The organism is Parahaliea aestuarii (assembly GCF_008064635.1).
Taxonomy (GTDB): domain Bacteria; phylum Pseudomonadota; class Gammaproteobacteria; order Pseudomonadales; family Halieaceae; genus Parahaliea; species Parahaliea aestuarii.
Genome location: NZ_VRYZ01000004.1, coordinates 186,725 through 205,590 on the forward strand (window position 1 = coordinate 186,725; position 18,866 = coordinate 205,590).

General features: G+C 63.0%; 15 protein-coding genes. 2 read left to right on the forward strand and 13 right to left on the reverse strand.

Going from position 1 to position 18,866, the window contains the following annotated elements; all coding sequences use genetic code 11:
• The first annotated feature begins 79 nt into the window (after positions 1-79).
• The gene (locus FVW59_RS10415) at positions 80-1,288 is read left to right on the forward strand and encodes a M24 family metallopeptidase (RefSeq protein WP_148064205.1); all 1,209 of its coding nucleotides are present in this window, start codon (positions 80-82) and stop codon (positions 1,286-1,288) included.
• Here the strand turns inward: FVW59_RS10415 and FVW59_RS10420 are convergent.
• The 6 genes from FVW59_RS10420 to FVW59_RS10445 form a co-directional block, all read right to left on the reverse strand.
• Entirely contained in the window at positions 1,285-3,045 is a 1,761-nt protein-coding gene (locus tag FVW59_RS10420; RefSeq protein ID WP_148064206.1) for an isocitrate/isopropylmalate family dehydrogenase, read from the reverse strand. The two genes, FVW59_RS10415 and FVW59_RS10420, sit on opposite strands and share 4 nt — an antisense overlap.
• 153 nt (positions 3,046-3,198) lie before the next feature.
• Positions 3,199-4,797: an isocitrate lyase gene (locus FVW59_RS10425; protein WP_148064207.1), complete on the reverse strand. Its 1,599-nt coding sequence runs from the start codon at positions 4,795-4,797 to the stop codon at positions 3,199-3,201.
• Positions 4,798-5,073: 276 nt separating this feature from the next.
• Positions 5,074-6,099, reverse strand: coding sequence for a hypothetical protein (locus tag FVW59_RS10430; RefSeq protein ID WP_148064208.1), 1,026 nt, complete (start codon positions 6,097-6,099; stop codon positions 5,074-5,076).
• Complete coding sequence (locus FVW59_RS10435; RefSeq protein ID WP_148064209.1) at positions 6,089-6,955, reverse strand: ABC transporter ATP-binding protein; 867 nt, start codon at positions 6,953-6,955, stop codon at positions 6,089-6,091. Before FVW59_RS10435 ends, FVW59_RS10430 begins: the two co-directional genes overlap by 11 nt.
• Complete coding sequence (locus FVW59_RS10440; protein ID WP_148064210.1) at positions 6,952-7,317, reverse strand: GntR family transcriptional regulator; 366 nt, start codon at positions 7,315-7,317, stop codon at positions 6,952-6,954. The genes FVW59_RS10435 and FVW59_RS10440 overlap by 4 nt, the downstream gene beginning before the upstream one ends.
• Before the next feature lie 38 nt (positions 7,318-7,355).
• A complete protein-coding gene (locus FVW59_RS10445; protein ID WP_148064211.1) occupies positions 7,356-8,231 on the reverse strand; it encodes a GIN domain-containing protein in 876 nt (291 codons plus the stop codon).
• 266 nt (positions 8,232-8,497) lie between these two features.
• Between FVW59_RS10445 and FVW59_RS10450 the strand changes: the two genes are divergently transcribed.
• The gene (locus FVW59_RS10450; RefSeq protein ID WP_148064212.1) at positions 8,498-10,234 is read left to right on the forward strand and encodes an alkaline phosphatase D family protein; all 1,737 of its coding nucleotides are present in this window, start codon (positions 8,498-8,500) and stop codon (positions 10,232-10,234) included.
• 58 nt (positions 10,235-10,292) lie between these two features.
• Here FVW59_RS10450 and FVW59_RS10455 read toward each other — a convergent pair whose 3' ends face one another.
• The 7 genes from FVW59_RS10455 to FVW59_RS10485 all read right to left on the reverse strand — a co-directional run bounded on the left by FVW59_RS10455 (position 10,293) and on the right by FVW59_RS10485 (position 18,851).
• Entirely contained in the window at positions 10,293-11,834 is a 1,542-nt protein-coding gene (locus FVW59_RS10455; protein WP_148064213.1) for an alkaline phosphatase PhoX, read from the reverse strand.
• Positions 11,835-11,950: 116 nt separating this feature from the next.
• Positions 11,951-13,666 carry a hypothetical protein gene (locus tag FVW59_RS10460; protein ID WP_148064214.1) on the reverse strand — a complete coding sequence of 572 codons (1,716 nt, stop codon included), beginning with the start codon at positions 13,664-13,666 and terminating at the stop codon, positions 11,951-11,953.
• Positions 13,667-13,739: 73 nt separating this feature from the next.
• Complete coding sequence (locus FVW59_RS10465) at positions 13,740-14,963, reverse strand: cation diffusion facilitator family transporter (RefSeq protein ID WP_148064215.1); 1,224 nt, start codon at positions 14,961-14,963, stop codon at positions 13,740-13,742.
• 111 nt (positions 14,964-15,074) lie between these two features.
• Positions 15,075-15,494 (reverse strand): group III truncated hemoglobin, encoded by a 420-nt coding sequence (locus FVW59_RS10470; protein ID WP_148064216.1) that lies wholly within the window; start codon positions 15,492-15,494, stop codon positions 15,075-15,077.
• On the reverse strand, positions 15,491-16,897 hold the full coding sequence (der, locus tag FVW59_RS10475; protein WP_148064217.1) for a ribosome biogenesis GTPase Der: 1,407 nt from the start codon (positions 16,895-16,897) through the stop codon (positions 15,491-15,493). The genes FVW59_RS10470 and der overlap by 4 nt, the downstream gene beginning before the upstream one ends.
• Positions 16,898-16,920: 23 nt before the next feature.
• Entirely contained in the window at positions 16,921-18,105 is a 1,185-nt protein-coding gene (gene bamB / locus FVW59_RS10480; RefSeq protein ID WP_148064218.1) for an outer membrane protein assembly factor BamB, read from the reverse strand.
• Complete coding sequence (locus tag FVW59_RS10485) at positions 18,102-18,851, reverse strand: YfgM family protein (protein WP_148064219.1); 750 nt, start codon at positions 18,849-18,851, stop codon at positions 18,102-18,104. Before FVW59_RS10485 ends, bamB begins: the two co-directional genes overlap by 4 nt.
• Positions 18,852-18,866: the final 15 nt, after the last annotated feature.

The window sequence follows — 18,866 nt, forward strand, 5'->3', positions numbered from 1 at the left end:
AATGACAGGGGCCAATTATTGCGCCTGATGCGCTAAAATCCACCCCGTTTTCCAAAATCTTCCGATTCAGGGTAATCACATGAACAATGGCATTGGCGGCAGCAGCCAGGAACAGGCACTGGCCCGCCTCAGCGATATGACCGCCGGCATCCAGCCGATAGCCGATGGGGAGTTCGAAGCCCGCCTGGCCCGCGCCCGAGAACTGATGCGCGTCGAGGGCCTGGATGCCGTCTATCTCAACGCCGGCACCAACCTCTACTACTTCACAGGAACCCCCTTCGGCGCCAGCGAACGCATGGTCGGCGCACTCATTACCCCCGGGGGCGCCCCCCACTACATCGCCCCGGCCTTTGAGCTGGGTACCCTGCAGGGCTTTATCCGCATTCCCGGCGACGTGCACTGCTGGGAAGAGCACGAGAATCCCTATCAGCTCACCGCCAAGCTGCTGGCGGATCTCGGCATCAGCAACGGCCGCATCGGCGTCGACGAGTCGGCGCCCTTCTTCATCTTCGACGGACTGCGCCAGGCCGCGCCCCACTACGACTACGTGAGCGCCACAGGCGTCACCGCCGGCTGCCGCATGCAGAAATCCGCCGCCGAACTGGCTCTCATGCAGCGCGCCAAGGACATGACGCTGGCAGTGCACAAGGCCGCCGCCAGCATCCTGCGCGAAGGCATCAGCACGGCGGAAGTGACAGACTTTATCGACCGGGCACACCGCGCCGTGGGCGCCGCCAAGGGCAACTACTTCTGCATTGTGCTGTTCGGAGAGGACACCGCCTTCCCCCACGGCGTCGCCAACCCGAAGCTGCTGGAGTCCGGCGACATGGTCCTGATCGACACCGGCTGCCAGTTGCAGGGCTACCTGTCGGACATCACCCGCAGCTACGTCTTCGGCGAACCCACCGAGCGCCAGCGGGAGATCTGGAATATCGAGAAAGCGGCCCAGGCCGCGGCCTTCGAGGCCGCCCGCATCGGCGCGCCCTGCGGCACTGTCGACGACGCCGCCCGCGAGGTACTGGTCGCCAATGGCCTCGGCCCGGACTACCAGTTGCCCGGCACCCCCCACCGCACCGGGCACGGCATCGGACTGGACATTCACGAGTGGCCCTATCTGGTGCGGGGCACCGACACGCCCCTGGCCAACGGCATGTGTTTTTCCAACGAGCCGATGATCTGTGTGCCGGGGGAATTCGGGGTGCGGCTGGAAGATCATTTCTACATGACGGAGAACGGGCCGCGCTGGTTTACCGAGCCCTCCCCGTCCATCGACCGCCCCTTCGGCTAGGCCCTCCCACCTGCCGCGGCGGCGTCCAGGTTGGCCGCCACCGCGTCGAGGAAACCGGCCATATCGACAATTTTCTCGCCCGATGGATTGGTGGTCTTGCCCTTCAAATCGCCGGTGATAATGCCCTGGTCGACAGTGTCGATCAGGGCCGCCTTCAGGCGCGCGGCATAGTCACCCAGCGCCGCGTTATCCTCGCGGTTTGCCATCACCTCAAGGGCATTGGCCACGGCGTAAATCAGCGCCGATGAATTGAAATGGGCCTCCCTGCCGTTGGTCTCGGCAAAGCGCAGGTAAAGGTCGTGGGCGGTACCGTGGGGCGCCTCGAACAGCATGGTGCCGTCGGTGCTCTCGATGATGGAACTGGCGGTGGCCAGGCTGCCGCCGAGGGCCGCGGAGATATCCGAGAAAATATCACCGTCCAGGTTCTGGGCCGGGTACAGCGCGTTGCGCGGCGGGTCGCAAATCATCTTCTTCAGCTGGCTCGAAGGCCGCATGATCATGAAGGACGGCGGCCGGGTACCGGCCTCGGCCAGTTCGTGGCGCACTTCCAGCAGAACGTGGCTGAATACCTCGTCGTATTCCATGTACTCCCGCTTCAGGCCGAAGTAGACCTCCTTGTCGTTGTGCGAGGCATCCCGGAAAACCTGGGTGACCCAGTCCTTGATGGCCTGGCGGTCGTTGGTCATGAACAGCAGCGGGTCGCCCTGCTGCACATCCCGCGCATGCAGTTCCTCGCCGTCGATCACCACCTTGAGGATGCCGTCCTCCGGCAGGGCCATATTGAAGCTGCCGTACTGGTCGCCACCGCCGGCGCTCATGCGCGACAGTGACACATGGAACTTGCGCTCGGGAATACCGTAGCGCTTGAGCTCTTCCACCAGCTTGTACAACTTGCGGCCAGTGGTATTGTCCGGCACCCCCCACAGGGCCCGCTCGGGCGGGTTGGACACAATGCGGGCGGCCTGGGCATCGATCAATTCATAGTGGTAGGCCAGCCCGGCCTCAGCCAGCGCATCGCGGTAGTCGCTGCGGTAGATATCCTCGATGGCCGTGCGCATGACACCGTCGTAGCCGGCAATCACCGTATCCTTGAGGCCGAGGTAGACATCGCGCTTCTCGTCCAGCGCCTTCTGAAAGAAGGCGTGAGCCCAGGATTTGACGTCTTCCAGCGCTACCGTGGCCAGCAGCCAGGGATCGCCCTTGTGCAGGACCCTGCGGTGCAGTTCCACCGGATCGCCACTGGCGCCCACAAAGAGAATCTTCGCAACGCCAGTGGAGCGGGTCAGGGCATTGGCGCTGTGCTTGATGCCCCCACGATCCATGGTGAACACCTCGATATCCCGGCCGATCCACTGGGGCTGGCGCACCTGCAGATTGCGGAAGGGAATATCTTCGCGGGTGATATTGCCGCCGATGCCCTTGCGGATGGCACCGTTGGGCGACTTGGTGGCGAGCTTGTCCAGCTCGTCCTCCTTGAGGCGGGAGTAGGTTGTCAGCAACTCGTCCAGCTGGGCACGGTTCACTGTCATGCCGGCGTTCTTGACGCCCACGCCGTGGGTCTTCAGCGCCTCGATGGCATCGCGCACCGCCTGGCCGTTGGTAGCCAGGCGATTTTCCGCCGACAGGTCGACCTCCACCAGGTCGATGTCCAGGCGGCTGGTAACAAACTGTTCAAGAATCCGCACGAAAGCCACCTGGGCCATTTCGTCGCCGTGCAACACCACCAGCGGGCGTTCGACCCTGACCTTTCCACTCATCCGGGTTCTCCCTTTGCAAAAAACATCAGAATAGCGGCTGCCGGCGTTCAGGACTACTCGACTTCAGTCGAAAAAAAACCGGGGAGGTCGCAAAGCGGCCTCCCCGGCAACGGGATTGGGATTGGCGGCGGCTCAGGGGCCGCCGCCCGGCGATCAGCCGAACTGGTTCATCGTGTTGTCTTTACCACCGGCCTTCAGCGCCCCTTCACCGGCAAAGTACTCTTTGTGGTCGTCGCCGATGTTGGAGCCGGCCATGTCCTGGTGCTTGACGCAGGCGATACCCTGGCGGATTTCCTTGCGCTGGACACCGGCCACGTAGGCCAGCATGCCCTCTTCGCCGAAGTAACCCTTGGCCAGGTTGTCGGTGGACAGGGCCGCGGTGTGGTAGGTCGGCAGGGTGATCAGGTGGTGGAAGATGCCCGCCTCGCGCGAGGCATCCGCCTGGAAGGACTGGATGCGGGCATCCGCTTCCGTCGCCAGTTCGGTGTCGTCGTACTCCGCACTCATCAGTCCATCGCGGTTGTAGGCCGATACATCTTTGCCCGCTTCGCTCCAGGCGTCGAACACCTGCTGGCGGAAGTTCAGGGTCCAGTTGAAGGACGGCGAGTTGTTGTACACCAGCTTGGCATCGGGTACGGACTTGCGAATCTCGTCCACCATGGCGCCGATCTGGCCGACGTGGGGCTTCTCGGTTTCGATCCACAGCAGGTCGGCGCCGTTCTGCAGGCTGGTCACGCAGTCCAGGATGCAGCGCTCTTCACCGGTGCCGGCCTTGAAGCGGTACAGTCCGTTGGGCAGGCGCACCGGGCGCACCAGTTTGCCGTCCTGCTTGATCACCACGTCGCCTTCACGCACGTCGGAGGCATCGTGCACTTCCTCGGTTTCCAGGAAGGCATTGTACTTGTGAGCCAGATCGCCGGCGTCGCGGGATACCGGGATCTTCTGGGTCAGGCCGGCACCCAGGGAGTCGGTGCGGGCGACGATCACACCGTCTTCCACACCCAGTTCCAGAAAGGCGTAGCGCACGGCGTTGATCTTGGCCAGGAAGTCCTCGTGGGGCACGGTCACCTTGCCGTCCTGGTGGCCGCACTGCTTGGCGTCGGACACCTGGTTCTCGATCTGGATGGCGCAGGCGCCCGCTTCGATCATCTGCTTGGCCAGCAGGTAGGTGGCTTCCTCGTTACCGAAGCCGGCGTCGATGTCGGCAATGATCGGCACTACGTGAGTCTCGAAGTTGTCGATGGCGTTCAGGGCGGCCTTTTCCTTCACCTGGTCGCCGGCTTCGCGGGCGGCGTCCAGGTCGTGGTAGAGGTGGTTCAGCTCGCGGGCATCGGCCTGGCGCAGGAAGGTGTACAGCTCGGCAATCAGCTCGGGCACGGAGGTTTTCTCGTGCATGCTCTGGTCGGGCAGCGGGCCAAACTTGCTGCGCAGGGCGGCGATCATCCAGCCGGACAGGTAGAGGTAGCGCTTGCTGGTGGTGCCGTGGTGCTTCTTGATGGCAATCAGCTTCTGCTGGCCGATGAAACCGTGCCAGCAACCCAGGGACTGGGTGTAGGACCCTGTGTCGGCGTCGTATTCCGCCATGTCCTTGCGCATGATGGCAGCGGTGTAACGGGCGATATCCAGGCCGGTGCGGAAGCGGTTCTGCAGGGCCATGCGCGCGGCGAATTCGGGGTTAATGTTATCCCAGGTACCGCCTTGCGCGTCGCGCAGTTGGGCGAAGGATTCTGTGGTCTGCTGGTATGTAGCCATGAGGGATACCTCTTGCTCTTTGCGGGGGCGGAAACGAACGCTGATGCATCCGTTGTTCAGGTGCCGGGTATCTTAGTCAGCACCCGCACATAACTGAAATAAATAGAAAAGATTTTTGCTATTCACGAAACGAATTCAAAGAAAACAGGACCATCGGCGTTACGCCATCAGTAACAAAGCAAGAGCGCCAGAAGATCATGGGTGCCGCCACAGTCAAACGGCGCTCGCTAGCAGTATAGTCGGGCGCCAGGAACCGGCGCCCGGAGAGGCGAATCCTTAAATTTCCCAGCGGTGCCGCCGCAGCCAAACAGCCCCGGCCACCAGCAGGGCGGTGCAGGCGAGTCCAGCCAACAGGCTGGCAAGGTCAGCGGGCAGTGGCAAACTGGCCGTCGAAGTCGGGTCCGGCAGGTGGCCTGCGATGGCGCCGCGTACAAAATCGCTGCCGAACACCAGCTCTTCGGCAAACACTACGGCCACTACCGGCAGCGCCGCCGTCATGAAGGGGGAGCGCCGGGCGGCGGCGCTGGCCAGCAGCAGCCAGGCGTAAACGGGGGCAATCCACAGGGCGCTGATCAACCAGCCGCCAACCTGTTGCACCAGCAGTCGGCCAAAATGCACATTGCCGAGAATCTGCTCCGCGGGATTCATATCCATGCGCCACATCAGCAGCATGGAAAGGGCGGTGCATACCAGCTGCGCCACCAGCGCGGCGCCGATAAAAATGGCCGGCGCCACAATCAGCGCTACCGCCAGCTTGGCCAGCACCACTTCCCACTCCGACACTGGCATGGACTTCCAGAACAGGATGGAGCGGTCCCGGCGGTCGTCGAACAGGCAGCCGAGCAGGTAGTTCACCACCACGATCACCAGCAGCACCATCATCAGGACATTGATGACACCGAGCACGGCGTTGAAAGGATAGTCCATGCCCCCGGACACCACTTCGCTGTCGCTCTGGGGTGTGTCGGCGTTGCGCGGCTGGAAGGTCCACTTGCGGGAGAAGTTCCACTCATCCTCGCTGCTCGCGCCCTCGGTCCGTTCGATGCGATAGGCGACCTCGTCGTCCTTGTCGTCATCGATCTGGATGGTGATGTTCATCCCGGAGATTTTCTCCTCCTGGGTGACCACCTCGATAAAGGCCTGTCCGACCGCGGCGACACGATTGGCCAGCAGCACACTGGCCAGTACCAGTACGCAGATGGCCAGCGCGGCCAACAGCGGTGTCCACAGCAGGGAAACCCGGTATTCCTGAAGTTCACGCTGCACCAGGGTAAACCAGCGCGAGGATGTATTACTGGCCATGATGCGCCTCTCCCCCGATTTTGGCGACAAACAGGTCGGACACCGAGGGCGTTCGCACCTGCCCCAGCGGTTCCAGCAGGGCGCGATCGACGCCCTCGTAGATAATGGCGCGACCGCCCAGGATGGGGCGCGAGCCGATATGCGGAATGGCCTCGGCGCGCGCCGTGGCACCGCCCACCACGTGTACTTCGCTGAACGTCGTCTCGAAGCTCGCCATGTCCTTGTTCAGAATGACGCGACCGCGGCTCATGAAAACCACCTCGGTGAGAATGTTCTGCACTTCCTCCACCTGGTGGGTGGAGATAATGATGGTGCGCTCGTCGTCGAAATAGTCGTTCAGCAACTGCTCGTAAAAGCGCTTGCGGAACAGGATGTCCAGGCCCAGGGTCGGCTCGTCGAGAATCAGCACCCGGGCATCGATGGCCATGACCAGGGCCAGGTGCAACTGTACCGTCATGCCCTTGGACAGCTCCGCCACCTTGCGCTTCACACCCACTTCGGTGTTGGCCAGGAAACGCTCGGCCTGGCCGCGGTCGAAGCGCGGGTGGATGCCGGATACGTAGTCCAGCAACTGCAGTACCGTCATCCAGCGCGGCAACACCGCGGTGTCGGCGATAAAGCAGACCTGCTGCATCAGACGTGCGTGTTCCCGCCGCGGATCCAGCCCCAGCACCTGCACCTCGCCGTCACAGTCGGTCAGCCCCAGCAGGGCGCGCAACAGCGTGGTTTTGCCGGCGCCGTTGGGGCCGATCAGCCCCAGCACGGTGCCGGCCTTGAGACTCAGGTCGACCCCGTCCACCGCCTGCACCTGCGCAAACTGGCGGCTCAGGCCCCGCGCCTCGATCACCCGGTTCATGCCCCACCCCCAGCCGCCTTCAGGCGGCGCAGTACTTCATCCATGTCCAATCCCAGTCGTTGTACCCGCCCGGCAAAAGCCGGCAATTCCTCGTTCAAAAAACGCGCCTGTTCGTCGCTGGTGAGCACGCCGCGGGCGCCGCTGGTGACAAACATGCCCAGGCCCCGCCGCTTTTCCAGCAGGCCCATATCCACCAGTTCCTGGTAGGCCTTGCCCACCGTCAGGTGGTTGATCTGGTAGTCCGCCGATACCTGGCGCACCGAGGGAATGGCCTCTCCCTCGGCGAAACTGCCGTCCATGATGCGCTCCACGACCTGGTCCCGCAGTTGCCGGTAGATCGGCTGGCTGTCGTTCCATTCCATCTGCGGTAATCTCCGTGCTGCTCTGCCCGGGCGTCCGATCAGCGCTCGCGGCGCAAATCGCCGGAGCCGATCAGCAGGTCCTGTTCGATCACGGGGCTGCCGCGATACACCACATCGCCACTGCCGAGGATATTCACCTCCAGCACCTCGATCTCGCCGATACGCGCATCGCCGGAACCGACGATATTTACTTCGGCGCGGCCGCTGTCCATGTTGCGAAAGTCCACGTCGCCGGAGCCGACGATACTGAGTTCGAGATTGTCCGCGCGACGAGCAGATTCAAGGCTGATGTCGCCGGAGCCGCGCACACTCACCTCCACGCCCCTGGCATCCACCTCACCCAGCTGGATATCGCCAGAGCCGGACAATGCCACTTTCAGCTCCCGGCTCGTCAGCCTGGCCAGCTGGATGCGCCCGGAGCCGCTGAGCTGCAGGGTCGTACTGCCGGACTCCACCTCGAACAGCCGGACATTGCCGGTACCCGCGGCGGAGACAAACAGTGAATCGCTGGTGAAGGGCTGCACGTAGACATCGCCCGAACCCTTTACTTCAAGGTGTTCCAGGGTCGGTGTAGTGAGACGGAACTTGACGCCGTCAAAGTCCGCGCGGCGACTTTCCCGGCTGCCACCCAGCAGCAGCGTGGTACCGTCGACCAGGAAGGGCTGCAGGTCGAGTTCCTCCCGGTCGCCGCGCAGCAGCAGTTCCACGGTATCCCCCTGGCTGATCTCCACCTCGACGTCGCCGTAGACCATGACGGCATCGAAATCGAGCCCCTCTACCCGGCGGGTTTCCTCGGCACTGGCCGCCGAACTCAGGAGTGTGCTGGCCAGGGCCAGGGCCAGAAAGGCCAGGCTACCCTTGAGCATGGGGCCGCCTTTCCAGCGCGGCGCGTTGTGGTCACAATAACGGGGCATGGTCGCCACCTCGTCCTGTTGGTGTTATAGGCTACTATATCACCCGCAAAACAGGGCACAACGCCCCGCCCTGCAGTTCATCCCGGCGCCGGCTCGGTTTGTCGAGAGCGCGGGTAAATCACGGGTTGCGGCTTCGCCCTGCTGGTGGACTACACGCGGCACTTCGCCGAAGAAGTGCCGCCCTGCACGAATCACTGACAGCCGATTCATAATCCGGCAACACTGGCGGCGCACACTACCGGGTTTGCCACTTACGGAGAGAACCCATGACCAAAACCCCCGAGTTCCGCCGCCGCACCCTGCTCAAGGGGCTCGGCGCCAGCGCCCTGCTGCCCCTGCTCTCGGCTAACCTGATCGGCTGTTCGGATTCCAGCGATGCGCGCCCCGAACCCGCGCCACCGGAGAGCGTGCCCGCGACATTTGAGCACGGCGTAGCCTCCGGCGACCCGCTGGAAGACCGCGTGATTCTCTGGACCCGCGCCACCCCCGAACGCGAAGGAGACGTGATCGTGGAATGGGAACTGGCCACCGACGAGGCCTTCAGCGACATCGTCGCCAGCGGCAGCGGCGCCACCACCGCGGCAGTAGACTATACGGTGAAAGTGGACGCCAGCGGCCTCGCCGCTGGCACCAGCTACTTCTACCGCTTCCGCACCGGCGAAAACCTCTCGCCGGTGGGGCGCACCCGCAGTGCGCCAAACGGCGCGCTGACCGCGGCCAGCTTTGCCGTGGTGTCCTGTTCCAACTACCCGGCCGGCCTGTTCCATGTCTACCGCGAAATCGCCGGGCGCGATGTGGATGCGGTGCTGCACCTCGGAGACTACATCTACGAATACGCCGCCGATGGCTACGCCAGCGAGAATGCCGAGGCGCTGGGGCGGCTGTCCGAGCCCGCTGGCGAGATCCTGTCGTTGCAGGACTACCGCACCCGCTACGCCCAGTACCGCGGCGATGCTGACCTCCAGGCCTGCCACGCCCGCCACCCCTTCGTGGTGGTGTGGGACGACCACGAAGTCGCCAACGACAGCTGGCGAGAGGGCGCCGAAAACCACGACCCGGCTACTGAAGGCGATTTCGGCGAACGTCGCGCCGCCGCGATCCAGGCCTGGTTCGAGTGGTTGCCGGTACGCCCGCCCTCGGACGTCAGCGACATAATCTATCGCCAGTTCCGCTACGGCGACCTGCTCGACCTGATCATGCTCGACACCCGCAATGTCGGCCGCGACCTGCAGGTGGACTACACCGACTTCGTCAATGGCGGGCAGATCGACAGCGCCGCCGTACTGGCCGCCACCGGCGACAGCAACCGCAGCCTGCTTGGCGGCGAACAACTGGCCTGGGTCAAGGACGCGCTGACCAGCAGCACCACGCGCTGGCAAGTGCTGGGCCAGCAGGTATTGATGGCGCGCCAGCCCCTGCCGGAACCGGTTGTGCGGGCGCTTAACCCCGCCACTGCCGGCGAGGATGCCCTGCAGCAGGCCACCGCCGCGGTACTGGCCGCGGTGCAGGCCAGGAACAAGGCGCCGGAGGATCGCACAGCCGAGGAACAGGCCCTGCTCGATTCCGCCATTCCCTTCAACCCCGACGCCTGGGACGGCTACGCCTTCGAGCGCGAAGACCTCCTCAATCACGCCAGCCAGGTGCAATCGCGGCTGGTGGTGTTGGCCGGGGATACCCACAACGCCTGGGCCTCGCAACTGACCACCGCCGACGGTTCGGTGGTGGGTGCCGAACTGGCCTGCCCCAGCGTCACCTCCCCCGGTGCCGAGGCGGCCATTGGCGCCGATGCCGCGTCCCTGTTCGGCCCGCTGGCAGTGCAACTGATGGACGACCTGAAATACGCCAACCTGGTGCAGCGCGGCTTTCTGCAACTGGCCTTCTCCGCCGATGCGGTACAGGCCGACTGGGTCTTCCTCGATGCCATCGACAGCCCGGACTACGTCATTGACGAACAGAACGCACAGCGCTTAAGCGTTGATCGCAACAGCCTGCTGCTGGGGTAACGAAAAAAAAGGGGCGCATCGCTGCGCCCCAAAAAAACAACCGGAGAAGTAGTGCAGTTTAGCGCGCCGCTTTGCGCAGCTCGCCCGCGAAGTTCGGGTCGTCGTTGCTGCAGGTGCGAATGTAGCGACCACCGCGACCGAAACTGTGGCGATTGTAATTGCCGCCTTTTTCACAGCTGGGCGGTGCGACATCGCTGACGTCGAACAGCCACAGGGCATCCCCCTGGCCGCCGTCCACCGCTGAGATATCGGTGCTGTCCGGGTGCTGTACGGAAACGACAAACTGGGTCGGCACAGCCGGGTTGAAGATCATGCCGGTGGCCTCTGCACCGTCCACCTGGATGCTCAGGAAGTGGTCAACCGATTCAGCTTCGCCGTCGTTGTCAGCGTCGCGCACGAACCAGATGTCACCGCCGACATCACCGCCGTTGGGCGCATCTTCGATGATGTAGATGTTGCCAAGCGCATCCTGGGCCAGGTTGTCCGGAGAGTTGATTTTACCGGTGGTCGGCAGGAAGCCGACGTTCTTGGGGGTATGGTCCTCGCTGGCGAACACCCGTACTACCGCCATATCGCGGCCGCGCATTTCCACGGAATACACGGTATTTTCAGAGGTGGCGGCAAAGTAGAGCACCTCGCGACGGTTGCCCAGCACACCGACCTCTACATCTTCCGGGCGACCGAAGGGTGTGCCACCGGCCTGGTCGGCGGCGATGCGACCGGCGCGGAAGTTAGCGGCGTTCTCAAATGCATCCTGCTCAATGCCGTCTTCCATGACGCCATTGCTGGCGATTTTCTTCCAGTAGGCACTGCCGGTGCGCGATTCGCCGAGGTTGATATCGGCATCCCAGTTCTGGCTGGCGTCGCCCCCGAAGTCGTGAACCACCAGTACATAGGTATCGCCGGCATCAAACGTGTCGTCACTGGCTACAAACTTGTAGATGGACCCGGAGTGATCCTCATCCACGAAGTACACTGTGTTGGTTTGTACCGTGCCGAAACGGATACCTTCATGAGAGAGGTTGGCAAAGGATTCCTTCTCCACTACCTGGATATCTTGCGGATCGGCGTAGGGGTTCAGAACCTCCATTACGCGGCCTTCGCCGGACCACTCCTCACCCAGGAGAACAGTGCCATAAGGGGTAAAGGTTGCCGGATCAAAGGCGCCCCAGTCCTGTTCCCAGTTACCTTCTTCTCCCATCACCGCAGTGGCGTCACCGGAAAACAGGACTTCGGTGCGATCCTCCTCGATGGAGTAGCGGGACAGGCCCGCGCCCATTGCGGTTTCGTGGGGAATGAAAAGGAACTTGCCGCTCGGGTCAAAGGCGACCATGTCCCACATTGAAGCGTTGGTACCCAGTTCTTCAACACGCACCACCGACTGGTCGATGCTGCTTTCGATCTCGGCCATGCTGGTCAGGTTCTCCTGGGAGATACCTGCAGGCGCCTGCCAGGGCGTATTCAACTCATTGACATGATTGGGCGTAGCGACCGCGGAGGACTGGGTCAGGGGCGTAAAGTAGGGTTCGGTACCAGCCAGCGCCGCACTGGATGCAATGGCCAGCAGACCAGCGGCCATGACAGTTTTGCGATGAGTCATCAAGAATCTCCATAAAGTGTTCGGGGCCAGCTACGACCCTCTTCGGATGGTTTGCAGCAGCTTTCCAATGCCGCCTGTCGGCAGACGCGACAAGTATCAGGGTCATCTGTGACGCTTCAATGAGCGTTTGGTGACACTGATGTAACAGTTTTGCTACCCGGCACTATGCGCGCAGCTTCCGGGCGCCAGTCCAGGCGGATATCCCAGTCGAACACCCTGCCCTCTTCCAGGGTCGGGGAATCGGTGTTGCTGACTTCGTCGTACACATTGCGCGGGGGATGCCAGGTGGCATCTCTTCCGAGCAGGTAGCTCTGTTCATCCACGATCACGCGGTAGGCCTTGTTGAGTTGCAGGGCGCGCTCCCGCGAGGGCACCACGATCTGGTACACGTCGAGGCCCGCCAATCGCTCGGGTTCAACCTCGCCGCTGTCGTTGAAGAAGCGCTGCAGCATTTCGGTATTGCTGCGGAATTCGTCGCCGCCCCCGGTGCGCCGGAAATAGGTCAGGTACTCGCCCTCTGACTCACCCAGGGTCGGGGAGTCCGCCATCCCCTGCAGATCGATATAGCCCCAGCCAGCCGCACCGTCGATCTTGCGCGCAAAGCTGAAGGTCTTGTCGATGGTTGAGCCAATGGAACTGTGGCAACCCATGCAGAAGGTGTTTTCCTCCAGTGTGGCGACGCGCAGCTGGCCACTGCGGTTTTCGATGAACCCCTGGATGGACCAGCCGGAACCGTTGTCCAGGCCCCAGTCACCCAGCCGGGTATAGCCGGGCAGAAATCCTGCTTCCTTCTCGAAACCCTCTTCCTCGTAGTAGCGGGCCAGCGTGCCCTTGTTATAGGCCTGCCACTTCTTCATATACCGCACTTCCTTGATGCGCCTGGATACGCCGATTTTTCCGCTGTCATCAAAGCCCAGGTAGCGCACGGTGTGCAGGAATTCGGTACCGCGGGGATAGAGATGGGTATCGATGAAATGCCCCGCCGCGGCGCCGACATAACTGTCGACACGGGCTATTTCATCTATCGTGCCGAGGCGCCCGTCACCGTCCAGATCCACACCCACTTCAGACTCATCAAGCGGTACGGTGCCGATGGCATCGAAGCCTTTGATGCGCGCCTCGAGGATGGCCAGGTTCGCCTGGTAGACAGCGCGAGACGGTTTGCCGGCAGCGTCTGTGCGGTAGTCCAGCGGCAGGCGAATCATGACGTCGTCGGTGGAGCCGTTGGTCGGCCAGAATGTACTGGGAAAGGGCTTGTAGTTGAACGATACCCACTGGCTGCCATCGCGGGCGAAGCCCTGTTCGTCAAATGCCGCGGCGCCAGCCTGCAGGTCGGCCAGGTCCGGTATCCAGCCCTTGAACCCCGCATTTTTCAGACGCGGCGCCAGATCGCTGTAGTTGTCGTCGTCAACCCAGTCGAGGATTTCACGGTCGCTGATCGCCTCGACCTCTTTCGAGCGGTCGCGGAACAGGTTTACCCAGTGGTTGGTCTGGCCGAGATCACTGAAGCTGTAGGCCTCCTGCAGGTCGCGGTCATTCATGACATTCTCGCGACCCGGCAGACTGTCCTGGTGGCAGACATAACAGGGATTGTTCTGGCCTTCAGTGCGGGTATAGCACTGCGGAGGAATGATGGCTTCGCGGTTGTACATCGCGGCAACCGGATGCCCCTCCGGCGATGGCGGGCGCACGCTATCCGCATCACGCAGACGCGTCATGACGGGCTGCTGGGCCTCCAGGATTACCTGTTGACGTTCCTGGCCAGGCTCGGCAAATACCAGCGCGGGGATTGCACAGATCACACAGAGTGCCATCTTTGACCGCTTTTCCATCCACATCACCCTCTCTCCAATGGCAGAAAAGTGACGATGTTACGGCGGAATTATGTCGCTTCTGTGACGATGCTCAGTTAGCCACCTGGCGGTGCTGATGGAGATACAGAATTTTTGCCGTATCCGCTTGCATCGTCGGCGGCGAATACACAATGTCGACGGCCATCAGCCAGTCGGTCGAGGCAACAACGTCCCGCAGGCGCTGGCGCAGTTGCGTCAATTGATCGACGTTGTGCGGGGGCCAACCACCACAGTGAAGTTCAACCCGTATGCCCTCATCGGCGTAGTGGAGGCCGCTGCGCTGCGTATCGATATCGAGCGCCAGCCCTTCGCACAGCTCTTGCAGCCGTTGCATCACCGCTGTTCTGTCCGGTAGCGGCAGCGGTTCGCCATGTCCGCCGCGCAAGCCGGCCGGATCGACATGCACCAGCAGGTCGCTAATCCCGGTGCACTGATGCAATACCGCTGCGCTGGCCCGGGCGCCAATCTGGTGCCCCTCCGAAACGCTGCATGCGGCGTCCACCTCCAGGTGGCATTCCAGCACGTAGCCGCGCCCCACACGTCGACCGCGCAATCCGTGGCAGCCGCGCACCCCAGCTACGCCAGCAATGCAGCGCAGCACCTGCTCTCTCTCCTCGTCGGGCAGGTTGGCTTCCATCAACTCGGCCAGTGCGTTGCGCAGAAAGCCAACGGCAACTTTGCCGACAACCAGTGCTATGCCCAGGGCCATGAGGGGGTCCAGCCAGTGCCACCCGTACTCCACCGCCACCAGCCCCGCCAGCACCAGCAGGGAGGTGTAGACATCGGTGCGGCTGTGGTGGGCGTTGGCGATCAACAACTGCGAATCGAGGCGCCGCCCCACCGCAAGACTGATGTGGTAATAGCACTCTTTCAGCAGCAGGCAGGCGAGCGCGAGGCAGAGCGTAAGCGGGCCTGGCGATGCGGCAATCCCGCCACCGATCAGGGCGAACCCGCTCTGGTATGCCAGTCCGACCGCGAAAACGAGCAACAGCAGGCCGATGAACAGCACCCCCAGCGTTTCCGCCCGCTGGTAGCCATAGGCAAAGTTGGCGGTCGGCTCCCGTAAGGAAAGATTGTGCGCCGCAACCACCACCAGGTCGGAGGCGGCATCCGACAGCGAGTGAATACCGTCGGCGACCAGGGCGGAGGAGTGCGCGACCGCGCCGGCACATAACTTTACAAGGCCGATCACGGTATCCAGAACAGCGCCCAGCAGGGTAATGCGGGCGCCTTCATCACCGCAGGCGAACAGTTTCAGGTCATGCAGTCGGGGCACGGCAGACTCCGGTCAGAATCCCGACAGCCTACCCGTCCCCCGTGACATTCCCGTGGAGGGGATATGACAAAAAAATGACGGAATCAGGAGATAGTGGTGCTTCCGGGCCCACTAACCCAGGCTGCGCTCCATATTGCCGGCAATCGATGTGGCAACCCGCTTGGCCCGCTCGGTGCGCTCACCGGCAAAGTGCCAGTCGGCGGTGGTGATAAACAGGTTCAGCCAGCGTGCGAAGTCCTCGCCCGACAGCTCGCGGCGATCGTGCAGGCGACGGTGGATATTCATGGTATGGCGCTGGTAGCGCTGTTCTCCGAGCAGCAACTTGCACCAGTAATCGACAATGTGCGGCAAGTGAACATCGAGGTCGATGGCGGCGACATCCAGGAAGATGGGCGCCAGCACTTCATCCCTGAGCACACGCGCGTAGAAACAGCGGACAAACTCTTCGATGTGCGCCCGGCTGTCCAGGTCGGGTTTGCCACTGCTCTCATCGACCTGGCCCGGATTCCACGCAAGCGGCGAGGAGGTCATCGCTTCTTCTTGGTGTTCTTTTTCACGTGGGCCATCATGCGCCGTTTGCGCTGAACCTGGCGCTGGGTCAGCTTGTTGCGCTTGTCGGCATAGGGGTTTTCACCCGTGCGGAACTCGATGCGCACCGGGGTGCCGGTGAGTTCCAGCTTGCGGCGGAAAATCTTCTCCAGATAGCGCTGGTAGCTGGCAGGCACTTTGCCGGTCTGGTTGCCGTGTATCACGATCAGCGGCGGGTTCTGGCCGCCGGCATGGGCGTAGCGCAGCTTGATGCGGCGGCCGTTGACCAGCGGCGGCGGGTGATCGAATACTGCGCCTTCCAGAATACGGGTCAGGGCGTTGGTGTTCAGTTTGCGGGTGGCACTGTCGTGGGCGGCGTTGATGGATTTGTACAGGTGGCCGACGCCGGTGCCGTGCAGGGCAGAGATAAAGTGCGTCTCGGCATAGTCGGCGAACTGCAAGCGGCGCTGCAATTCGGTCTTCATCCACTCGCGCTGGTGGGACTCGATGCCATCCCATTTATTCACCACCAGCACCAGGCCGCGACCGGCCTCGATACAGTGACCGAGCAGGTGCATGTCCTGTTCCACCAGGCCCTCGTGGGCGTCCATCATCAACAGCACAACATGGGCGTCGTCAATGGCCTTGAGGGTTTTGACGATGGAGAACTTCTCCACCGTGAGCCGGACGTTCTTGCGCTTGCGCACCCCGGCGGTATCGATCAGGGTGTATTTCTGCTCGTCGCGCTCGTAGTCGATGTAAATACTGTCGCGGGTCGTACCCGGCAGGTCGAAAACGACCACCCGCTCCTCTCCCAGCAACCGGTTGACCAGGGTGGACTTGCCCACGTTGGGCCGCCCCACCACCGCCACGCGGATACTGTCGTAGAGCTTTTCCTCGCAGAAGGGCTCCGGTTCCGGAAACCCTTCCAGCACGGTCTCGATCATGCTGCTCACGCCGCGACCGTGACTGGCGGCGATAGCGAACAGGCTCTCCACCCCGAGGGTATAGAAATCGCTGGTGGCGACGTCGGCATCGATACCGTCGATTTTGTTCACCACCAGATGGAAGGCCTTGTTGCGCTGGCGCAGGTGCCGGGCCAGGGCCTCGTCAGTGGCGTTCAGCCCTTCGCGGCCATCCACCATGAACAGCACCGCGTCCGCTTCCTCGATCGCCGCCAGCGACTGTCCCGCCATCTGCGAGTCGATACCCTCTTCGTCGCCGCTGATGCCGCCGGTGTCGATGACCACATAGGGGCGCGAGCCGAGGCGAGCCTCACCGTACTTGCGATCCCGGGTCAGCCCGGCAAAGTCTGCCACCAGCGCATCCCGCGAGCGGGTCAGCTGGTTAAACAGGGTGGACTTGCCCACGTTGGGGCGGCCCACAAGGGCAATTACCGGGATCAAATCAGTCTCCTGCGCTCGCGCTGCTAGTCGTCGAGCGGAGTAATTTCAAAGGCGGACAGGGTGCCACCGTTATCGTACACGTAGAGCACATTGCCATCGGCAACCATGTCGGCGCGGGCGCCGTCGCTGTCCACTTCGGTGCGACCCGCGAAGCTGCCATCCACCTGGGAAATCAGGTGTACCACACCCTCGAAGTCGACCACGGCCACATAACTGTTGACCGGAGTCGGCCGCGACAGTTCACGGTAACCGAGGTCGCCCTGGGTCCAGCGCACGCCCTGGCCACCGCGCAGGTAGGCCGTCAGGGTGCCGTCGGCGTCGGCCACGTAGACATTCCCGAAGCCGGTCGATACACCGGAGAAGGACGAAACGTTCTGCTGCCACAGTTTGCGGCCGCTCCCCACTTCGATGGCGGCAATACGGCCCTGGTAGCTGGCCGCGTAGAGTTCATTGCCCGCCAGCTCCATGGTGCCGTCGATATCCACGATGCGCTCAATCTCGGAGCGGCCCTGGGAGATGGCCACCCGCACTTCCCAGGCGATGTCGCCACTGTCGGTCTCGAATGCCAGCACCCGACCGTTGGCGAAAGCCGCGTAGACCTTGCTGCCATCGAGAATGGGCGTGCTGGTGCCGCGCAGGGTCAGTACCGGAACATTGCTGTCGTAGGTCCACTGCTTCTCGCCACTCTCGTAGTCGAGACCGAACAGTTTGCCGTCATAGGTCTGGGCGACCACGTGGCGGCCGTTGCCCTGGGGCGGTGCCAACACTTCACCGGTGACGCCGGTTTTCCACAACTGGCTGCCGTCTGCGGCAGACAGGCGCAACACCGAACCGTCACTGCCGCCGACAAAAAGGCTGTCCTCGTATACACTGACGCCACCGGACAGACGGGTATCCAGTTCCACGTCCCACAGGGTCTTGCCGGTTTTGCGGTTCAGGGCGACCACTTCCCCGTCGGCGGAAGCGACGTAAATGCGATCGCCGGCCAGGGCCGGACGCAGGTGGTACAGCCCCTTGCCCTGGCCATCCCCCACACCCTTGGACCACAGGCGCTTGATCTTCACCGTGGGGGTGATGTCCTGCAGCTCTACTGGCTGGTTGGGATCTTCTTCATCGTCAATTTCAAACCAGCCCTTGACGGTAGAGCAGGCCGCGAGGCTCATGGCCAGGGACAGCACGGCGAGGGTGCGCAGGGCGGAGTGGATCATGGCGTTTCCTCCTCTGCGTCGGCCGGCGCCTCTGCTTCCTGGGCAACGGCCGGCAGCGGGTCGCTCACCGCCACCGAAATCTCCCGCGGCTCGGCGGGCTTCAGGCTGGCAATTTTCTGTTCCAGTGCTGTCAGCGGCGGCACCTGGGTGCCCTCGCTGGCGACCTGCCGGGCCAGCTCGTAGGCGGCTAGCGCCTCGCTGTCGCGACCGGCGGACAGCAAAATATCGCCCTCCGCCATGGCGTAACTCGCTGCATAGGGGTTTTCACCCGTGACCTCGAGCAGGGCCAGGGCCCCCTCGGTATCACCCTGGGAGGCCACGACCCGGGCCAGGCGCTGCTGGGCGACCAGCGCGCTGTCGCTGCCGCTGTCGGCCTCGGCGAGCACCCAGCGCAGTTCGCTCTCTGCAGTCTCCAGGTCACCTTCCTGCACCGCCAGGCGAGCCGCCTGCAGCGCCGCGAAAATGGCGTAGGCGGAACCGCTGTAGTCGGTCTTGATCTGCGCCGCCAGGCGCTCCGCCACACCCAACTGTGCCGGGTTCTGGCCGGCTCCGGCTGCCGCTTCCAGCAATTCCTGGTAGAGGTCCGAGGCGGCCTCGTTCTGACCCTGGCTGTATTCCTGCCAGCCCTGCCAGCCAAAGGCGCCCACCAGCGCCAGGGCAATGCCCGCCAGGGTGGAGCGACCGTTGTCGTCCCACCAGCGCTTGAGGGCCTCTACCTGTTCTTCTTCGCTACGATAATCTTCCACGTCGTTTCCTTATTG